The organism is Arcicella lustrica, from assembly GCF_034930985.1.
In the GTDB taxonomy this organism is placed as follows: domain Bacteria; phylum Bacteroidota; class Bacteroidia; order Cytophagales; family Spirosomataceae; genus Arcicella; species Arcicella lustrica.
The window spans coordinates 160,634-182,446 of the sequence record NZ_JAYGIM010000014.1 but is presented as its reverse complement, the minus strand read 5'-3'; the positions used below and the strand labels follow the sequence as shown (position 1 = coordinate 182,446).

General features: G+C 33.5%; 13 protein-coding genes. 7 read left to right on the top strand and 6 right to left on the bottom strand.

Annotated elements, in window-relative coordinates; genetic code table 11:
- Positions 1 to 51 precede the first annotated feature (51 nt).
- Positions 52 to 1,473 (top strand): energy transducer TonB, encoded by a 1,422-nt coding sequence (locus VB798_RS18300; RefSeq protein ID WP_323260978.1) that lies wholly within the window; start codon positions 52 to 54, stop codon positions 1,471 to 1,473.
- Between the two features lie 87 nt (positions 1,474 to 1,560).
- On the opposite strand, the gene pgi is transcribed toward VB798_RS18300, so the two are convergent.
- Positions 1,561 to 3,207 carry a glucose-6-phosphate isomerase gene (pgi, locus tag VB798_RS18295; protein ID WP_323260976.1) on the bottom strand — a complete coding sequence of 549 codons (1,647 nt, stop codon included), beginning with the start codon at positions 3,205 to 3,207 and terminating at the stop codon, positions 1,561 to 1,563.
- A 427-nt stretch (positions 3,208 to 3,634) separates the two neighbouring features.
- On the opposite strand from pgi, the gene VB798_RS18290 reads away from it, so the two are divergent.
- The 3 genes from VB798_RS18290 (at position 3,635) to VB798_RS18280 (ending at position 9,872) form a co-directional block, all read left to right on the top strand.
- Entirely contained in the window at positions 3,635 to 5,287 is a 1,653-nt protein-coding gene (locus VB798_RS18290) for a CTP synthase (protein WP_323260974.1), read from the top strand.
- 217 nt (positions 5,288 to 5,504) lie between these two features.
- Positions 5,505 to 7,358, top strand: coding sequence for a membrane protein insertase YidC (yidC, locus tag VB798_RS18285; protein WP_323260972.1), 1,854 nt, complete (start codon positions 5,505 to 5,507; stop codon positions 7,356 to 7,358).
- A gap of 528 nt (positions 7,359 to 7,886) precedes the next feature.
- On the top strand, positions 7,887 to 9,872 hold the full coding sequence (locus tag VB798_RS18280; RefSeq protein WP_323260970.1) for a tetratricopeptide repeat-containing sensor histidine kinase: 1,986 nt from the start codon (positions 7,887 to 7,889) through the stop codon (positions 9,870 to 9,872).
- Between the two features lie 81 nt (positions 9,873 to 9,953).
- On the opposite strand, the gene VB798_RS18275 is transcribed toward VB798_RS18280, so the two are convergent.
- From VB798_RS18275 to VB798_RS18265, 3 genes are all read right to left on the bottom strand, one after another.
- The gene (locus VB798_RS18275) at positions 9,954 to 10,181 is read right to left on the bottom strand and encodes a hypothetical protein (RefSeq protein WP_323260967.1); all 228 of its coding nucleotides are present in this window, start codon (positions 10,179 to 10,181) and stop codon (positions 9,954 to 9,956) included.
- A gap of 100 nt (positions 10,182 to 10,281) precedes the next feature.
- On the bottom strand, positions 10,282 to 11,457 hold the full coding sequence (locus VB798_RS18270; RefSeq protein ID WP_323260965.1) for a class I SAM-dependent rRNA methyltransferase: 1,176 nt from the start codon (positions 11,455 to 11,457) through the stop codon (positions 10,282 to 10,284).
- 60 nt (positions 11,458 to 11,517) lie between these two features.
- On the bottom strand, positions 11,518 to 12,534 hold the full coding sequence (locus VB798_RS18265; RefSeq protein ID WP_323260961.1) for a zinc dependent phospholipase C family protein: 1,017 nt from the start codon (positions 12,532 to 12,534) through the stop codon (positions 11,518 to 11,520).
- A 152-nt stretch (positions 12,535 to 12,686) separates the two neighbouring features.
- Between VB798_RS18265 and rpsT the strand changes: the two genes are divergently transcribed.
- Positions 12,687 to 12,941, top strand: coding sequence for a 30S ribosomal protein S20 (gene rpsT, locus VB798_RS18260; RefSeq protein ID WP_184131519.1), 255 nt, complete (start codon positions 12,687 to 12,689; stop codon positions 12,939 to 12,941).
- Between the two features lie 147 nt (positions 12,942 to 13,088).
- Positions 13,089 to 13,790, top strand: a complete 702-nt coding sequence (gene radC, locus VB798_RS18255) for a RadC family protein (protein WP_323260958.1) — start codon at positions 13,089 to 13,091, stop codon at positions 13,788 to 13,790.
- A gap of 72 nt (positions 13,791 to 13,862) precedes the next feature.
- On the opposite strand, the gene VB798_RS18250 is transcribed toward radC, so the two are convergent.
- Positions 13,863 to 15,419, bottom strand: a complete 1,557-nt coding sequence (locus tag VB798_RS18250; protein WP_323260956.1) for a DUF5723 family protein — start codon at positions 15,417 to 15,419, stop codon at positions 13,863 to 13,865.
- A gap of 357 nt (positions 15,420 to 15,776) precedes the next feature.
- Between VB798_RS18250 and pfkA the strand changes: the two genes are divergently transcribed.
- Positions 15,777 to 16,751 carry a 6-phosphofructokinase gene (gene pfkA / locus VB798_RS18245; RefSeq protein ID WP_323260954.1) on the top strand — a complete coding sequence of 325 codons (975 nt, stop codon included), beginning with the start codon at positions 15,777 to 15,779 and terminating at the stop codon, positions 16,749 to 16,751.
- A gap of 77 nt (positions 16,752 to 16,828) precedes the next feature.
- Here pfkA and VB798_RS18240 read toward each other — a convergent pair whose 3' ends face one another.
- Positions 16,829 to 21,640 carry a M12 family metallo-peptidase gene (locus VB798_RS18240; protein WP_323260952.1) on the bottom strand — a complete coding sequence of 1,604 codons (4,812 nt, stop codon included), beginning with the start codon at positions 21,638 to 21,640 and terminating at the stop codon, positions 16,829 to 16,831.
- Between the last annotated feature and the right edge of the window lie 173 nt (positions 21,641 to 21,813).

Genomic DNA, 21,813 nt, shown 5'->3' with positions numbered 1-21,813 from the left:
TTTCTAATGAATATTTTTATGAATTTCAAATAAATTTTAACAACTCTCAAAATGAAAATTACACTTAAAGTTTTTATTTTATTACTCTTCTTTTTTAGCTCTTTTGCTCAAAACCAATCAGAGGAAATCGACCTTATTCAAAAATTTATCAGTGCAACTGTTAAGATTCCTTTCTTGGCTCAAGTGGCTGATGTCCAAGGTGATGTGACGGTTCGTATTTCTGTGGGAGAAGATAATTTGCCAGTGCGCTATGAAATTGTTAAAAGTCTCAGGAGTGACTGTGATGCTGAAGCCTTAAGAGTTGCCAAATTAATCAATGTCAAAAATTTACAGGAAAGATTAAATGGTAAAAAAAGAATAGCTGTTTCGATTCCTTTTTTTACGTCGGAAAAGGTTTTGTACGATAATGGAGAAGTATTTATGCTTTTTGATAAAGCTAAAAAGAGAGTTTATGATGATGGTGAAACAAAATATATGGCACGTTATGAGTTAGATACTTTGACAGGAATTATCGAAAAAGGGATAACTTATTACATTTTGGAAGATAAAAAAGCGAAATACCTAGATTTTTCGCCTTTGAGATTAGATTCTCTTGAAAGAGTTAGTCTTTCAATTTGTGAAAAGAAAACAGATGATTTGAAGATTTACCAAAAGACAGCTTTCAATAATTATAATTTCCCTGTTTTTACTAATTCTTTCTATAAGAATGGTCAACTAGAAAGTAGATTGACAGATGATAAAAACTATTTTTTTTATCCAAATGGAAGAATCCAAAAGGTTGTTGAAAAAGATACTTCAAAAGAGAACGATAGCAACATAACATTTACTAAAGAATTTAACTGGCATGCTAACGGACAACTTTTTTATGTAAAAACAAGAAGCTCTTCTAAAGATAAGGAGCTAAATGAAGAAAAATATATTGCAGTTTGGGATACGCTTGGAAATCAATTAGTGAAAGATGGTAGTGGATTGTGTACTTTATATTCTGATAAACTTGAAAATACCATTCAAGAAACTGGACTAATCAAGGAAGGATTAAAAGAAGGAAAATGGATAGGAAAAACTTTGGGAAATAAGATAGAATTTATTGAGCAATATGGAAAAGGTAAACTAATTGAAGGTATTGCTTATACGGAGTCCGATTCGGTGGCTTATAAAAATACTGAGGAAATGGCCGAATTTAAAGGTGGATTCAATGCTTATGCTAGTTTTCTACAAGGAAATCTTCATTATCCTAGAGATGCTCAGATGAAAAATGTTGAAGGAAAAGTTTATGTTCAATTTACCGTTTGTACTGATGGCACCTTGTGTGACTATAAAATTCTGAAAAGTGTAGGATATGGCTGTGATGAAGAAGCTTTAAGAGTAGTAAAAAAATCAAGTGGAAAATGGATTGCTGGAAAACAACGTGGAAAAAATGCTCGCTCAAGATTTACTTTACCAATATCTTATAAACTGACTGGTTCAAGATAGTAATGAAACTAACAAAAAAATCCACGTGAATTGCGCTAAGCTCACGTGGATTTTTTGTTATGGATATTTCAATTTTACAACTGTGCCTTATCTCCAAGCCTTATAAGCATTAATCAAAGCATTTGTTGAAGAATCATGTAAAGTAATGTTTTCTTCGCTGGTAAGTTCTGGTAAAATTTTGTTTGCCAATTGTTTCCCTAATTCTACGCCCCATTGGTCGAAACTGAAAATATTCCAGATTACTCCTTGAACAAAAATTTTGTGTTCATACATCGCTACCAAACTTCCTAAAGTTCTTGGCGTTAATTGTTTAAACAAAATAGAGTTTGTCGGACGGTTTCCTTTGAATACTTTAAAAGCCGCCAATTCAGCAATTTCTTCGTCAGATTTTCCAGCTTTTTTAAATTCAGCGACTACTTCTTCCAATGTTTTACCATTCATCAAAGCTTCTGTTTGTGCAAAGAAGTTTGACAACAATAAAGTATGGTGATCACCGATTTGGTTATGCGAAACAGCTGGTGCTAGAAAATCACATGGCACTAATTTAGTTCCTTGGTGAATTAATTGATAAAATGCGTGCTGACCATTTGTTCCTGGCTCTCCCCAAATGATTGGACCTGTTTGGTAAGCTACTGCATTGCCATCACGTCCTACATATTTACCGTTTGATTCCATATCTCCTTGTTGGAAATAAGCTGCAAAACGATGCATGTATTGGTCGTAAGGTAATATTGCTTGGGTGTCTGCTCCGTAAAAATTATTATACCAAATTCCTAACAAAGCTAAAGTAACAGGAATGTTTTCGCTGAAATCTGCGGTACGGAAGTGCTTGTCCATGGCATGAGCACCTTCTAATAATTCTACAAAATTTTCGAATCCAATTGATAAAACGATTGATAAACCAATCGCCGACCACAATGAGTAACGACCACCAACCCAATCCCAGAATCCAAACATATTATCAGCGTCAATTCCGAATTCAACAACTGATTTTTCGTTGGTAGAAATTGCTACGAAGTGTTTGGCAACGCTCTCAATTGAACCACCATTTGCCAAGAACCAATTACGAGCAGAGTGCGCATTCGCCATTGTTTCTTGCGTCGTGAAAGTCTTAGAAGCAATCAAGAAAAGGGTAGTAGCAGGATTTACTTTTTTCAATACTTCGGCGATATGCGTACCGTCAACGTTTGAAACAAAATGTAAATTCAAGTGGTTTTTATAAGGTTTCAAGGCTTCAGTCACCATTACTGGACCTAAATCCGAACCACCAATTCCGATATTAACGATGTCTGTAATCGCTTCGCCAGCGTATCCTTTCCAAGCACCAGAAATTACTTTTTCTGAAAAGCCTTTCATTTTTTCCAAAACAGCATTTACATCTGACATAATTTCTTTGCCATCAACTGCAATTGGAGTATTTGAACGATTTCTTAATGCTACGTGTAAAACAGCACGCTTTTCAGTTTTGTTGATAGTATCGCCAGTAAACATTCTTTCGATAGCATCATCCAATTCGCATTCATTTGCCAACGCTACTAAGATGGCTTTCGTTTTTTCGTTGATTATGTTTTTAGAATAATCCACTAAAATATCTTCAAAACGGATTGAGAATTTATCAAAACGCTCTGGGTCGTTAGCGAAGAGTTCTTTTATAGAAGTTGCATCAATTTCAGATTTGTGCTTTGTCAGTAAAGAAAAAGCATGAGTTTGGTCGAAAGGAACAGATTTTAACATAATTGCTTTTGTTATTTTAAAGGAATAATTTCTGGTTATACTGACAAAAGTACAAAAGACTGCTGAATTAGTAGAGATAAAGCCTTTAGGATTTTGTTAAGAAGTCGATTAAAGTATTGATAAAAATAGCAGAGTAAGCTTTCTTTCATCAGTAAGGATGATTCACTAGATTCTTTAATCAGCTTTTAGTTTTGATGTAACAGAAATTTTAATTGTTAAAAATTTACAATTGTAAAGCATTGTTATACAGTGATTTATTGGGTTGTTTAGCGAAAGTTTTCAGTCTTTATTCAAAAAAAGGCAAAATACTTCCATGAAAATACGCTAACTTTGTATCCCGTAACTAAGGGTTGCGGAACTCCATTCTTCCTCTGTACTTTTTTTGTACACATCCTCTTAGAAAAATTCAAACTTCAATTTTATTACAATGTCAGGTAAAGGGCAACCTAAAACCGCAAAATATATTTTCGTTACGGGCGGTGTAACTTCATCTTTAGGAAAAGGAATTATTGCTTCATCATTAGCCAAATTATTACAGGCTAGAGGGCTATCAGTAACTATCCAAAAACTGGATCCATATATCAATATTGATCCGGGAACGTTAAACCCTTATGAGCATGGTGAATGTTATGTAACCAACGACGGAGCGGAAACGGATCTTGATTTGGGTCATTATGAGCGTTTTTTGGGCGTACCAACTTCTCAGGCAAATAACATTACTACTGGTAGAGTTTACTTCAATGTTATTACAAAAGAACGTCGTGGTGATTATTTAGGAAAAACGGTTCAAGTTGTTCCTCATATTACTGACGAAATCAAACAAAATATTCTTTTGTTGGGTGCTACAGGTCAGTATGATATTGTTATTACTGAATTAGGTGGTTGTGTAGGTGATATTGAATCGCTTCCTTTTATCGAGGCCGCTCGTCAATTAAAATGGGATTTAGGTGAGAAAAATACACTTTTCATTCACCTTACTTTAGTACCATATATCGCTGCTGCTGGTGAATTAAAAACTAAGCCAACACAACACTCAGTACGTGCTTTGTCGGAATACGGAATTCAGCCAGACATTATTGTTTGTCGTACAGAACATCCAATTCCACAGGAAATGCGTCGTAAAATTGCTCTTTTCTGTAACGTTTCGCCAAATGATGTAATTGAAGCAATGGATGCTGAGACAATTTACGATGTGCCTTTGTTGATGCGTAAAGAGAAATTAGACCAACGTGCTTTGTATAAATTAGATATTTATAATGACAAAGACGCTGATTTAGAACAATGGAAAAATTTCTTGGGCAAATTGAAAAACCCAACGGAACAAATTACAATCGGTTTGGTTGGTAAATACGTTGAGCTGAAAGATTCATATAAATCTATTGCTGAAGGATTGATTCATGCTGGAGCAGTAAATGAAACAAAAGTAAATGTTGTTTGGATTTCATCTGAAAACTTAGTTGAAGGCGATTATCAAAAGAAATTAGAAAACCTTGATGGTATTTTGGTTGCTCCGGGTTTTGGAGAAAGAGGTATCGAAGGGAAAATCAATGCAGTAAAGTATGCTCGTGAAAACAAAGTTCCTTTCTTCGGAATTTGTTTGGGTATGCAATGTGCCGTTATTGAATATGCTAGAAATGTGGTTGGTTTTGAAAATGCTCATTCATCTGAAATGAACAAAGAAACACCATATCCAGTAATCGACTTGATGGAAGAACAAAAATTAGTAACTAACAAAGGCGGTACTATGCGTTTAGGTGCTTATGCTTGTAAGTTAGAAAAAGGTTCTTTGGCGCATCATGTATATGGAAAATTGAATATTCAGGAGCGTCACCGTCACCGTTATGAATTCAATAATGCTTATTTAGAGCAATTTAAAGCTGCTGGTATGATTCCAACAGGGATTAATACAGATTCAGGTTTAGTAGAAATCGTTGAAATTAAAGACCATCCTTTCTTTATTGGTGTGCAGTTTCACCCAGAGTATAAATCGAATGTTGCTAATCCAGCACCATTATTTGTTCACTTTGTAAAGGCAGCTTTAAGAAACGCTATTCCTTTAATGAAAGGAACTACTAAGTAACCTTTTATCATTTAAAATGATTTAATTAAAGATAAGTAGTAATTTTGCACCGCTAAAGTCAAAAGCTTTGGCGGTTTTATTTGATAGAAAGTTTTTTATGTTTCGTTCTTATTTTTTAGAGATAGAAACTCTTTAGAAATAAAACCGATACTATTAACAGACAAACGAATTGATGTACGAAAGTACTTAAACTCGAAAAAGACAAATTCAAAAGATAATGATGGACAAAAATCAAGTCACGGGGCTGTTGTTGATAATGGCGATGTTGCTGGGATACCAGTTTTTCCTAGCCCCTAAAGTTGAACCAGAAAAAGCACCTGAAAAAGCAAAAGTAGCTCAAACTTCCACAGCAGCTAAAGTTACAACGGTTGATTCAGTTGCTTTAAAAGCCGCTGCTGGCGATTTTGCATCGGCTGCTATTGGTACTGCACAAGAGCTTGTGTTAGAAAATAAAGACATCAAAGTGGTTTTCTCTACTTTAGGTGGTAAAGTGAAACAAGTATTATTAAAGAATTACGAAACGTACAATTCATTTGCGGCACAGAAAAAAGAACCTCTTTTGATTTTTGATGAAGCTTTTGATAAAGTAACTTTCGAATTGCCAACGACTAAAGGAAATGTTGATTTAAACAAATTGTACTTCAATACTTCTTCAAAAGGTGGAGTAGTTGCAGAAGGACAAACACAAAAAGTTAGCTTTACTTTAAACTTAGCGAACGGACAAAGTATTGAACAAACTTATACTTTAGCTGGCGAAGGTTTCTTGTTAGACCAAGACGTTAAATTACAAGGTTTGGATGGTTTGTTGAAAAACGAATCAGTTAAATTGAATTGGATTGAGAATGTTCGTCCAACTGAAAAAGATTTAACAGAAAACCGTAAAGCAACTGTTAATTACTTATTGAATGAAGATGAAGAATTTGACCAATTGGCTGAAACACCAACAGGTTCAAAAGAAGAATCTTTAGAAAAACCTGTGAAATGGGTTTCTTTCAAAAAGAAATACTTCCTTTCTGGTTTTATCACTAAAAATGCTCCAATCCAGAAAGCGAATATCGTAGCAACTGCCAACGAAACAGATTCTGTAAATATCAAGACTTTAAGAGCTAACATGGATTTAGATTTAGCTGACTTAAAATCTGGAAAAGGAAATTATCAATGGTACTTCGGTCCAAACGATTATAACCTTATCAAAAACGTAGCGCCAGGTTTCGGCAAAAACGTGAAATTGAGTTATGATATTTTCTTGCCAATTACTCGTTATGTGTTCGTTCCGTTATTCAATGTTTTAGAAACAGTATTTAATAACTACGGTTTATTAATCATTGCTTTGGTTTTAATTATCAAATTTGCTTTACTTCCACTTACTTATAAATCGTATGTAAGTATGGCAAAAATGAGAATTCTACAACCAGAATTGAATGCTATCAAAGAAAAAGTTGGAGATGATGCCGCTGCGCAACAACAAGCACAAATGAAATTGTATGGCGAAGTAGGAGTAAGTCCACTGAGTGGTTGTATTCCTGTCTTAGCTACGATGCCAATCTTGATGGCGGTGTTTATGTTATTCCCGAACTTGATTAATTTGCGTCAGCAGTCTTTCTTGTGGGCAAATGACCTTTCTACTTTTGACTCTATCGCTACTTTACCTTTCAGTATTCCATTATACGGAAATCATATCAGTTTGTTTACTTTGTTGATGACGGTCTCAAGTATTGCTTACGGTTATTATAATAATCAAAATACACCAGACCAAACAGGACAACCAATTGACATGAAGAAAATGGCATACATCACTCCAGTAATCTTTATGTTTGTGATGAACTCACTTCCAGCAGGTATGAGTTTCTATTACTTCGTTTCTAACTTAGTGACTATAGGACAACAAATTGGTATTCGTAAATTTGTAGATGAAGATAAAATCAAAGCAGTTTTAGAAGAAAATCGCAAGAAAATTGCTGCGGGTGGTGTGAAGAAATCTCGTTTCTCAGAGTATATTTCAAAGCAAATGAAAGCGGTTGAGGAAACACAGAAAGCTCAACAAGCTGACCCGAAGAAAAAGAAAAAATAAGGATTCAATAAGTATTATCATGAAGGCTTAGAAAATTGTTTAACAGCATTTTCTAAGCCTTTTTTGATTGAAGTAAATTTCGAAATTGATTTACTTTCCTAATTTTAGGAGAAGTAAATAGTATTTATTTGTGAAATTTATGAGGATCTTAATTAAGATTTCTAACAACTTGAAAAGCAATATTTTAACAAAATAATCTCTTCTGAAAAAAATAAAAAATGTCCTTTAACCTGTCTTTTCGGGATTGAAGGGCATTTTTCTGTTTTTACCAAATTTGAATGATTTGTTCTTAATTACCTTTTTAATGTTGGTATGATAATAGTATGATAAAACTCATAGAAAAAAATAACGATTAGCCTTGTAGCTTTAAGCCATTCTGTATAAGTTTATTATTAAAACATTGTCAAAGTATATTAAATGATTGCTGATTAAAGAGTTAAAAACTTATATTCTTAATTCTTTTTTGTTTCACAACAATAGTTTCGCCTTATGTTTTTCTTGAAATAACACACGCAAATTAAAGTTTATATGGGTAAACCTACCATTTACAAATCTGGGTTTCATACAAGAAATATGGTTAAAAAAGGCTTCTTTTTTATATTGGGATTAATGTTGTGTTGTTCCTTAGTTTGTCATGCTCAAACAGGTCGTTTGAAAACCTTGCAAGAGAAACTCAGAACTGCCAAACATGATACCGACAGAGTAAATACATATTATTCCCTTTCAAGATATTACTGGAATAAAAATGCAGATACTGCCCTTTTTATGGCAGAAAAATCGCTTGTTCTTGCTCAAAAAAACCATTTTGATAAAGGAATTGCTTTGGCATATCTTACAAAGGGGGTATCTTTAGTTTCGAAAGGACGCTTGCCCGAAGCACTCGAATGCCTTTTTCAGAGTCTTCGCATGAGTGAAAAATTAGGATTGATTGGTCTTTCTCAGAATGTTTTTAATAACATTGGTATCGTGTATGCCGACATGGAAGATTACAATAATGCTCTTTTTTATTATAAAAAGGCTTATAATATTGCGCTTCAACATAACTATCCTACCTTCAATGAATTGGTTAATATTGGTGAAGTATTTAAGTACAAAAATCACGCTGATTCTACAATTGCTTACAATCAAAAAGCCCTTAAAATTGCCCAAGCAGCGAAAGATACCTTTGGAATTATTGTTACATACTACAATATTGGTGAGAATTACATTGCCCTAAAAAACTATCAACTCGCCCAAAATTACCTTAATAAAGCATTGCCTTTAGCCGTGAAAATGAACGATGACGAAGGTATCACTTATTGTCATAGTGCTTTTGCTTTGGTTTATTATCATACTGGGAAATATAAAAAGAGCCTAGAATATGCCCAAATGGCATTGAAAGAAAATAAGAAAATTGGGATTAATGAAATCTCAAAGCAAGTGTATAATGTATTGTATTTGATTCACCTTAAACTTGGGAATTATAAAGAAGCACTGCAAATTAGGAATTTGGAAGTAGCCTTGAAAGATAGCCTTGGCGGTGTCGAGAAAACAAGGGCTATCACAAAAATTCAATCTGGTTATGGTCTTGAAAAGCAGCAGCAACAAATTAATTTACTGAAAAAAAGTGCCATTATTAAACAAGAAGAATTAAAAAATACCGAGCTAAAACGGAATTTGATTACTGCGGTAGCTTTATTCTTATTGGTACTGGCTTTGCTTTTGGTGAAAAACTTTGTTGATAAAAAGAAGCTTATCAAGCAATTAGAAGAACAAAATAGAGACATCAGTAATAAAAATCAACATTTAGAAGAATTGATTCTAGTAAGAAATAGGATTTTTTCTATCATTGCGCATGACCTTCGTGGACCTGTTCATTCTATTTCAGGAATGATGGATATGTTGAAAACTGAAAGTATGGATGAGGAAGAAAAAGAATATTTTATCGAAAAAGCTTCTCAGAGTCTTCATGTAACAGCCAATTTGCTTGATAATTTATTGTATTGGGCAAGAAGCCAAATGGACGGTATGCAAGTAAATACCATAGCTTTTGATATTCAGCAGGTGATTCAGCAAAACATTGCTTTGATTGAAGCAAGAGCTACTGAGAAAAGCATTAGGGTTTTTAAGGAAGAAGGAAAGGATTCGCAAATGGTTTTGGCTGACCAAGCGATGATTGATATTGTAATAAGGAATTTGGTAGAAAATGCTGTGAAGTTTTTGAAAGCAGGGAATAGTGTAAGCATTGTTACAGAAGAAAAAGAAGATAAACTTATTGTATCAATTAAAGATGATGGACAGGGAATTTCACTAGAGGCTCAATCTAAAATCTTCAATAAATATACTTCTTATTCAAGCTTTGGTACTGCTCAAGAAAAGGGCAGTGGTTTGGGGCTTTTGTTGTGTAAAGAGCTTGTAGAGAAAAATCATGGCAATATCTGGTTCGAAAGTAAACCAGATGAAGGTACAACTTTCTTTTTTACTATTCCATTGAAGAAAGCGAGTGATTTAGCGGTAATGACAACAAGCTACTAAAAATACATTTTGAATTAGATTAGACTTTTTTTAAAAGTTGTTAAATCTTAAAACTAATCTGATTCGGAATTTTATTTGGTTTTATATAGATATTTGCTGGATAAGCCAAACGAAACCTGTCTCCGAGATAGGATTTTCCATCTTTTTGATAGGTTGCCCTATCTCTGAGATAGGTTTTCCTATGTTTTTGATAGGTCGTCCCATCTCCGAGATAAGTTTTCCTATATTTTTGATAGGTCGTCCCATCTCCGAGATAAGTTTTTCCATCTTTTTGATAGGTCGTCCTATTTCCGAGATAGGTTTTTCCATCTTTTTGATAGGTTGTCCTATTCCTGATATTGCAAAAAGAGTCGCAAACTTCACTAGACCGAAGTTTGCGACTCTTTTTATATTCAGACAAAGCTGTTATTTATTCCACATAAAGTACTAAGCCTTTTAAATAACTTCCTTCTGGATGGAAGAAATTCACGGGATGATCTGCGGGTTGCGTAAGATGGTGCAATACTTTTGCTTGTCGTCCAGCTTCTAAAGCCGCCGAAACAACAGTATTATAGAATAACTCTCTATCCACCACTTGCGAGCAAGAGAAGGTAAACAAAATGCCTCCTTTGGCTAATCTCTTGAAACCTTCTGTGTTCAATCTTTTATAACCTTGAATCGCATTGTGACGAGTCGCTACGTTTTTAGCATAAGCAGGCGGGTCAAGTACGATAAGGTCATAAAATTGGTCATTGGCTTTCAAATACTTCATCACATCTTCCGAATATGCTTGATGGTTTAAGTCTTGAAAATTATTGGCTTCAATATTTTGAGTAACCAAATCAATTGCCTTTTGAGAAACATCTACTGAATGCACTAATTCAGCCTCAGCACCCAAAGCATACATCGAAAACCCACCTGAATAACAGAATGAATTCAATACTTTTTTACCTTTAGAATATTTCGCTAACAAAGCTCTGTTATCTCTTTGGTCAAGGAAGAAGCCCGTTTTCTGTCCAGTTTCCCAGTTAATCATAAACTTGAAACCATTCTCCAATACAGCGTGAGGTACAGCACATTGTCCGTACAAATAACCATTTTGCACAGTAGCCGCAAACTGATTAGGCAATGTTTCATGAGATTTATTGTAGATAGCCAACAATTTGTCGCCATAAACTTTTTGAAGTGCTACTGCTATTTTCTCTTTTTCAAGATACATCCCAATGCTATGGGCTTGGAATACAGCCACACCATTATAAAAATCGATGATTAAACCCGGACAACCATCGCCTTCGCCATGAATTAAACGGTAACAATTAGTAGTTTCGAAATCAATTAGTTGACGAACCTGATAGGCTTTTTGGATTTTATCAAACCAAAAACTTTCATCTGATTCAGTTTCTTGGAAAGAAAATATTTTTACAGCGATACTTCCTTCGTGATAATGACCTGTAGCAAGATAATTTTTGTGCGAATCTAGCACATCAACCGCTTCGCCATCAGTAGGACTGCCAATGATTTTTGCAATAGCACCCGAAAAAATCCAAGGGTGAAAACGTTTTACAGGATTCTCTTTTCCTGCTTTTAAAATAATTTGTGATTTCATACTGTAAAATTACAGATGAAAATCGTTTTAATGTTTATTCATCGTTCATTTTAACATGAATCAATTCTCATCTCGTACTTTAAAGAGCTTTTGTAGCCAAGTTTTTTGTTCTTTAACGTCAGCTTCTTTTTCTTGCTCAGTAGGCTGATGAAGTAAATTTTTTAAATCTGGCTGACCAGCATCTATCCAAGCAGTGTACCAAAAATCCCCAATCATTTTAATAGAACGACGCATTTGTCTTTCTACCTGATGATTCAACATTTCATGATATTGTTTAGAATACTCTTTTGAATAGGTTTTAATTGTGATACCATTTCGTTCTTCGATACCGTATTTTTTACTTGGTTTGGTAGCAATATTTAGCTTTTGTTCAAAAATAAAGACAGAATCCAAGCAGGCATTAGCATTTCGAATAGCTTCCCAAATTCTTTTACTGATTGATTTTTCATAAGTAGCTGAACCTACAAAGAAATCATATTCATCTGAAAAGCTTTCAGGCAAACGTGATTCCCAAAAAGCATGAATACCGATTTGGTTTGTTTTTTGTCCATTATAATTTGATGAAGTATGTAATGGCACATTAGCATCGGCAATATAATGACCAATTTCAGCAGAGAGTTTTAATATTTTAGAAGTATTTTTTTCTTGAAAAGCCTTCGTCAACTGAAACTTCATAAATTGAATATGCCAAGGTACAATGCCATGTTTCATCAAACTATCTTCCGTAAACTTTTCAACGGCATCATTCCAGTAATGCGGTAGTTTATAAGTAGCACTATCGCCGTAAGTATCTAAATCTATATAGTGTTTTGGGGCTTCATCTTTCACAGCATAGCGTCGACGGTCGGGAGCAACCGCATTTTCTACAATATAATATAGGTTTGTTTTGTAGAAAGAAATCATTTCTGGAGGCAAAGTGAAAATCGCTAAACGATTGATTCGCTGATGAGCGTAAAAACCCCATTTTGTGCTATTAGGAGTATTGGGGCTATGTTTTGATGATAAATGTAATGAATTGCTAAGGACAAATTGAGCTTGGAAAGCTGAAAACAAGAGGGAAATGAAGCTTATAAACATTTTTTTCATAGGAATAAACTTTAGGTGAAAAAATCTAATTATATCAAATTTGAAAGTTTTTGTAAATATGCACTTGTATTATCTTAAAAAAGATGTACCTTTGCACCTCAATATTAGAAAATCAGAAAACCAATATTATTCGGGAAATAAACATGGCAAATCACAAATCATCATTAAAGAGAATCAGAGCCAACGAAGCAAAAAGACTACGTAACCGTTATCAGCACAAAACTACCCGTACAATGGTAAAGAAATTGCGCTTGACACACGACAAGGTAGTTGCTACTGATCTCTATAAAAAAGTTTCTTCTGCTCTTGACAAATTAGCTAAGAAGAACATTATTCACAAGAACAAGGCTTCTAACTTGAAATCTAAGTTAGCAAAGTTAGTGAATAAAATAGCTTAATATAGCTTTGAAATATTCATAAAAAAAGACCTTTCTGAAAAGTTAGGTCTTTTTTTATGCCCAAAATTTTGAAGAAAATGTTTTTAGTTTTAATTTAGAATTAAATAATAATTTAAAATAAAGACTACAAACAAAGTAAAAACACCTATGAAAAACTACGAAAATACACATCTCAATATCAAATCTTGGGCAGAAGAGGATAGACCCCGTGAAAAATTACTATTGAAAGGTAAAGCCGCTTTATCTGATGCTGAATTATTAGGCATTTTAATTGCCACGGGCATTCAAAAAATGACAGCCGTGGATATTGCCAAAGTAATCCTACAAAGTGTTCAGAATGATTTGAATCAATTAGGACGACTTTCGGTAAAAGATTTAGCCAAATTCAAAGGAATTGGCGAAGCCAAGGCAATTACCATTGTCAGTGCTTTAGAATTAGGGAGAAGAAAGAAAGAAACAGAAACAAGTACTCGTCCAAGAATCAAATGTTCTGAAGATGCTTATGAAATATTGAAGCCTCACTTATCTGATTTATCACACGAAGAATTTTGGATAATCCTTTTGAATAGAGCTAACGATGTGATTAAATGCGAAAAAGTAAGTAGCGGAGGTGTTTCAGGAACGATTGCCGACCCGAAAATGATATTCAAAATAGCATTGGAACACTTAGCAAGTGGAATTATTTTAGCTCATAATCATCCTTCTGGTAATCTAAATCCAAGTCAAGCAGATAGAGATCTTACCCAAAAACTAAAAGCCGCTGGCAATAGTTTAGACATTTCTGTACTAGATCATTTGATTTTCACAGACAAAAAATACTACAGTTTTGCCGACCAAGGAGTAATGTAATTATCAATTTTGAGTGGTGAATTGTGAATTTAATGTGTTGATAATTACACTTTTAAGCCTATTCCATTAAGCTTATTTTTTCCAAAACATCAGGATTTCTTTGAAGCTTTTTCGGGAAGAATTTTCATAAAAGCAAGCATTAGGGACAGTAGGAGGGCGACGAAAAATTGGAATACTTGCTCCAAAGTAAAGGTCGAGTCCACGAGGCTTGCCAATATTTAAAATACTTCCAAGGTTATCCGTTCCTAAAAAAACAGGACCAAGACGAGCGGCTAAACCAAATGAAAAAGTACTGTAATTATCTAACAGTACAAAAGGCATGGCTACTTCTGCCCATTTTGTTTCCCATCTTGGTGTTACTGCCAATAATGAAGGAGATTTTATTCCAACAGAATAATCGCTTCGTAAAGCTTGTGTCCAAACACTGTTGATGTAAATATTATTTTTATAGTGATAATCAAAGTTTACACTCAGAGCAGTAGGCAAAGTACTATTGAATAAAGTTTTTGCTTGTGCATCATTCAAATTAAGTGAATTATTTAAACGAGAAAAAGCATCATCAAAATCAGCTATTTTTTTGAAATCAGCAGAATTAAAAACTTTATTAGTAGCATTTACTTGCCAGTTTTTAACATAGTTTGGGTTGGCATATTTTAGCCCACCAATATCAATTAATGAAACTCCCAAACGATATTTATATTTATTTTTACTTGGGTCTAATTTCAAGATTCCTTTTTCTCGATAAGTAAACTTTTTGAGATTAGGGCGATACTCATAAACAAAGCCAATATCAAGTCCCCAGCCACTTCCTGCCGAATTATTTCCGAATAACCAGCTTGGTGAAAATCTTGCATTTTCATAAGAACCGTTTTGAGTGTATCCGTATTTTGCAATAATATTATTGAGTTGGAGTAATCGTTCGTCAGGATTTGCTGGGTCTTCAATGATATTATAATTAGCATTATCAACCATTAAATGAGCAGAGTATAAACCCACCAATCGTTTTATCGTTCCTCCAATTTTTACAAAATCTTCTTCTTCATCAAATAAAACTTGTCCAAATGTTAATCCTATTTCTACAAAACTATTAGTATTGAATGCAGTACCATTGAGGCTGACCAGTTTATTTTCAAGGTCTTCGTTTTTAATCCCAGTACGAATAAAATCAGCGAATTGACTTTCCATCCCCGTGAAATTAATCCCAGTTCTAATTCTTGTAGATAGTGCAAAAGCTTGTTGGTCATTGAGGTTAATCATAATAGATGGACCACGTAGGTCATCAATACTGTGCATGTGTTTTTTTCCATTACTCTGGTTAGCCGCTAAATATTCATCTTTATAAATGATATTTTTAGTTACAGGGTTTCTGTATTCGCTAGAAACTGTATTGGAAAATAACTGGAGGACAGAGTAAGGGGCATCCCAATTGGTAAAATTATTAGTCAGAAATAAATCATTCCCTATTAAATTAACATAAACTTTATACCTAGAATCTGCTACATTAGCTGGATTTGAGTAAAGTGTGTTTGTCCCTGTATAATTACTGCCAGAAATACCTAACCATTGTTGTGCTACTCCTCGAAAAGGAAATGATAAATAAATAATAAAAAGAAGTACTAATCTAAACATGGAATGGTAGTTGAAAAGCTAAGAAATTATCTCTAAAGAAATCGAAGAGATAAATTAATGGTTAAATAATTTTGCAAATATACCGCTAATACAAATTACTTCTTGACGATACAGATTTTAGCTTTAAAATATTTTGTTTCTTTGTGAAAAATCAATGAGTTCAATTTAATATTGAAATATTTACATAAATTACCATTTATGTTTTATTTAACTGTAATTTTTTGAAAAAATCTTAGAAACATCACTTATAAACGATAAATTTGTAAGGTTTTGCGTAAATGAATGATGATTTATGTCATTCATGTTAACCTAATCGCTACTATTAACCAAGTTTACTAAAATACAATCTTTACCAACATGAAAAGAATTGCGGTATTTACTTCAGGAGGTGATGCACCAGGTATGAACGCTTCAATTAGAGCGGTCGTTAGAGGAGGACTACATCATGGAGTCGAAATTTTTGGAATAATTCGTGGATACAATGGAATGATTAAAGGAGATATTATTCCACTAAATTCACAGTCAGTAAGTAATATTATTCAACGTGGTGGTACTATTTTGAAATCTGCGAGAAGTAAAGAGTTTATGACTCCAGAAGGAAGAAAAAAGGCTTATGATCAGTTGAAATCACACGGCATTGAAGGATTAGTTGCTATCGGAGGAAACGGTACTTTTACGGGAGCTGAAATTTTCTATAATGAATTTCAAATTCCAACGGTAGGTGTTCCGGGAACAATTGATAACGACCTTTATGGTACTGATTTTACAGTTGGATACGACACGGCTGTAAATACAGCTTTGGATGCTATTGATAAAATTAGAGATACAGCCGATTCTCACGATAGAATTTTCTTTATTGAAGTAATGGGTCGTGACTCAGGTTATATTGCAATTCAATCAGGTATTTCGGGTGGAGCAGAATCAATCTTGATTCCAGAAGAAAGACAAACTGTTGAAGACGTGGTAGAAACTTTAAAATCTGGCTTCAATAAAAAGAAAACTTCTTCAATTGTTATCGTAGCAGAAGGAGATGAAGAAGGCAATGCTGCTGTAATCGCTGATAGAATCAAGCAAACTATTGATGTACCTGTTGATATTCGTGTAACGAACTTAGGACATATTCAAAGAGGAGGTAGCCCAAGTGCTGCTGATAGAATCCTTGCAAGCCGTTTAGGTTTGGGTGCTTTAGAAGGACTTTTGGATGGACATAAAAATGAAATGGCTGGAATTGTAAATGATGAATTAATTTACACTCCTTTCCACGATACAATTACGAAAAAGAAGATTATCAATACTGATTTATTAAGATTAGCTGGTATTTTAAGTAAATAATATTAGTTTTTAATCGGTCTTTAAAATCCTCACAAAACAAAAAAAGCTGGAAGAGATTCCAGCTTTTTTTGTGCCTTTTACTTCTTCCTCAATTTCAAAGTCTTCTTAAAATCATCTTTTTGTAACATCAAAAAGTACTCTCCGCTTGGATACGTTGAAATATCAATTACTTCCGAATATTTTCCTTTTGTTTTAATGACTTTCTGAATCATCGTTTTTCCTACTATATCATATAGGAATAATGAAATAGGCTGATTATCATTATTAGTAAATTCCAAAGTGAACTGTCCTTCATTCGGATTAGGAAAGGCATTGAGATAGAAATTGTTCCAATAAGTATTAGGTTCATTAGCTGTTACTAGATTCACAGTTACTGATTCAGTAGTTGCTGAACAACCATTTGCTGTAATGGTTACATTGTAAACTCCTGCCTCTTTGGCTGTGAAAGTATTAGTAGTTGCCCCCGTAATAATAGCATTGTCTTTATTCCATTGATAGCCATAAGTAACATCTTGTGTTACCGATAATGTTACATCCGTATTTTGTAAAATATCCGTTGTTCCACTTTTACTGATGGTTGCTTTTACAAGTTTTATTTCATTGATAGTATGAATATTAGTAGTATCTACACATCCATTTGCATCAGTTACAACAGCAGCATAATTACCTTCTTTTGAAATACTAATGGTATTTGTTTTATCAGCTAAAAGCGTATTCCCAAGTTTCCAAGAATAAGTAAAAGGGGCTAGTCCAGCACTTACCGAAGTTGTCAAAGGTTTAATACTTCCTTCACAGAAGCTTTTATCGCCTGATATGGTAGCAATTGGTAAAATGTTTTGTGTTACTATTACAGTGTCTGCGGTGTTAACACATCCGCTATCACTTTTTAAAACAATAGCATATTTTCCTGCCTTTGCTACAGTAATACTTTTGTTAGTGCCAACAACGTTTTTACCTTCTAACCATTGAAAACTTTTTGCATTGTTACTGTTTACAGAAAGTATAGTACTGCTACCTTCGCAAAAATTGGTTGACCCAGTAATATTACCTGTTGGTAAAGGATTTTTGCTTATATGAAGATGCGCCAGCTCAATTACACACCCTTTATCACTTTCAAGTAATAATCTATAACCTCCTGATTCTTTGATAGTAATGCTTTTGTCGGTGCTAATTGTTTCGTAGTGTATGCCTAACCATTTATCCCATTTATAGTACTTGGTATTTTTACTATTAACTGTTAATGTCGTGCTTTGCCCTTCACAAAATTGTTGCTCTCCAGTTATTGTGCCACTTGGACTTGGGTTTATAACAACAGTGGTAGCCGCTAGCGTACTACTGCACCCAAACGCACTCGTTAATTCTACCTGATATTTACCTTCTTGGTTCACAAATAAATTATTTGCATTAGAGCCAATCGCTACATTATTTCTTTTCCATTGAAAGCTTACCTTATCTTTTGTTATGGCGAAAAGGGTTGTCGTTTGTCCATTACAAAGACTATTATTATTACCAGTAATTTCACCAGTAGGTAATGGATTTTCATCAACGGTAAATATTTCAGAAGTGTTTATACATCCTATATTGTTTTTCATGAGAATCGTATATTTTCCTCTTTTACTAGCAACAATAGTTTTGTTATTTGTTCCTATTATATTTTCCCCTTCAAACCATTGATAGCTTACTGTATTGTTTGTATTGGCAGTAAGAGAAGTACTACCGCCAGCACAGAAATTATTTGTTCCTGAAATACTTCCTGTGGGGATAGCCGCTATCGTTATTTCAACAGAATCTTTTGAAGTAAGTTTTGGAGAGCTTGAACTGATTTTTAACCAATACTTTCCACTCGGAATACTTGAATTTGGTATAAAAGATGAAAAGCTTTTCTGATTCACTAAAGTGAAATTATACTTTGTTTTAGTGCTAGAAGTTAAAGTAGCAGATAATACATTGTTTTCATCAAAAGAACCTTCTATGGTTGAAAGTACTTTAATACTATCTCCTAAACAGATTTCATTTTTGGCTACTTTATTGGTTAAAAGGTTTGGACGAACGGCTAAACTAAAAACAGTTTCATCACTCATACAGCCATTATCATAACAACGAGCTGAGTATGCTGTATTAACTTTTGGGTTAACTGCTAAGGTATTATTACCTGAAATTAATTTATTATTTACTTGTTCGGTAGCACTACTCCAATTCCACATTACATTACTACAGCCTTTTGCTTCTAAATTGATAGACTGCCCAGCATCAATAGTTTTGATAGTGTTATTGGTAAATTCTGGTTTTGTAATTGAACTACATGGATTCACTCGCAAAGTTCCAGCATAAGAATTTAGCCAAATTTTTTGCTGTTTATCGATTTCCATGTTGTTAGAATTAAATGTTGGAAACGAGACTACCTTTTGCCAAGTATTATTTTTGAGGGTAAATATTTCACTTTCATAATAGTATGTGTTTAAATATAGATTATTATTATCATCAAAACAGAAGTTATCATTTATTCCTGCCGAATAAGTAGAATAGGTATTTAAAGGATAGTCTGTCCAAGTTTGTCCATCGTATTTTACAATACCTTTTTCATATAGTAACCAAAGGTTTCCCTGTTTATCAAGTTTGATTTTAAGAATTACCTTTGGAATAGCACTTGTATTTTTATTATTAAAATGTGTTATTTCTTTAGTAGCAAAATTATAACGGCTTACTGCATAAGTGTTTGTAGTATATAAATATGAAAGAAACCAAATGTCTGTTTTGCTTACTTCCATCTTATTGAAATAATTTCCATTGCCGTTAAATTGATAGAAAATGTTTACAAGATTGTTGTTATCTATTTGAGCCACTTTTACACCATCGCTTATAATTCTATGATTGATGTCAAAGTGAGTAATATTCAGTAATAAACCTTGAAAATCTAACTCTCTTGATGATAACAATTTCATTGTTTTTGAGTCAAACTGTTTCATTTCGTAAACAGGATCGGGAAAGCTTCCTGAATAGTTTTTTCTTTTGCTGATTTCCATAATTACCCAAAGATTACCTAAGGTGTCCACATCAATAGCCTTGATTTCACTTCCTATCACTTTGTTGGTATTCTCAAATCCATATAATACAGCTTTTACACTATCTGAATTGATTTTCACAATTCCTTCTTCAGAAAACTTAAAAACACTATTGCCGATTGGAATAAGCTTAGAGTTCACTAATCCAAAATTTGGAGTATTATCATTGTTAATATATTTCCATGTGCTTGGTGGTAAAAAATTTCCTGTTTTAAATGATTGGGTCAAGGTTTTAATTACTCCTTTGGGAAAATCATATACTAAATCTTTTTTAGGATTGATGGTTTCAAATTTCAAATAATACTGTGTGTTAGCTTCTAAATTTTCAAGTGAAAATACATTGGATTGAATATTATATTTACTTGGGAAAATGGTTTTTTCTATGATTGGATTACTAAAGTTTTCATTTTTAGAAACGGTGACCTTTGATTCATAATTTTTACTATATTCTCTAAAATAGAATGGGATTGATAACTGGAAACCATAGAATGAACCGTAGGTACTGCTTATATCGTAAGAACGAGGAGCTAATAATACTCTTCTGGATTCAGACCAACTTCCTTTTACATTTCCATTAATAGCTCTCACCCTCCAGTAGAAATGATCATAGGATAGGGATTGCATAGATGGAGTAATTGTAAATTGATTAGAGGTATTAGTTATATTTCGATTCATCGTAAAATTTGGGTAATTGCGTCGCTGAAAATCTGCAAAGTCAATTTCATAGGAGGTAGCACCTTCAACAGGCTCAAAGGTAAAAGTCATTTCACTGTATGGATTTATATCTTTAATATCATTAAGGGGCGTTAGCAATTGGGGGGAAGTAAGGACAGTATTGGGTATTCTTATAGTAACTGTATTTGACCATTCAGAACTTCCTAATCTGTTTATTGCTTTAATTCTCAAGTAATAAGTTTTATTTCTTGATATTTTACCATAATTAATAATATTGATATCAATAGAGTCTGAAGTAATGATTTGTGAAAAATCATTCTTTTCCGAAACTTGATAAAAATACTTTTCTGCCAAAGGAATTGGGTTGAAAATATAGAAACTTCCATCAATATTATTACTACCAGTAAGTGTTATTGATGACATAGCACTAATTTTATTCAAATTGGTAGATGCATAGAGTTGCATTAAAGCTCTACATAAAGGGTGAAAGGTAAGTTCTAAGTTGTTACAATAACTCATGATTGTTCCCTTTTTTAAGTCTAAAGGGCCAGTATAACAATCTCCTTCTGCTGGATAACAATAATCTAATACTCCACCGGGCCAATTACAGTTTTGTGTATGTGGCGAACCAAAGTTATGTCCTAATTCATGTGCTATTACATGAACATTACCCCATAATGAAATATTAGATTTATCATCAGCTAAACCATCAGCACCAGAAATAGCTTTTGTTGGTAAATACATGGCATGGTCAAATGAAACATTTTTAAATACTCCGTTATTTTCTTCTTTTTTTAATATTGAAAATAAACTATATATGTTATTTACACCACGGTATGGGTCAGTAAGGCTGTCTTTTCTGATATTAATAAAGCTTACAAGCAATTGAGTATTAATTTCTGCTTCATAGATTTTTGAAACCCTTTCAATTACCTTGATGACTTCACGTTTTATTAAAGTACTATCTTTTTTAAATAACAGATAAGTATCTGAATCTATTTCAACTGCAATTCTACAAACATAAAACTCCTCAGCAGATTTTCGGGCTTGTTGTTGTTTTAGCCAAGTGGGTGCCATTTGCATGGCTTTGATAGTGCTTTCGGGTAAAACGCTTTCGTTTACACCGCAAGGAATTTGTTTTTGTTGTGCCAATAGGTTTTGACTTAGAAAGAACAACAGAAACAAGAATGTAGAGATTCTCATAGGGGGTTGATTAAGGGGTTGTGTATTTTAATATTCTACAATATTAACATTCAAGGACTTATTTACAAAATGCTTCCCTATAAACACCGCAGCCCAAGTTTTGGCTTGGGCTGGTACTACTT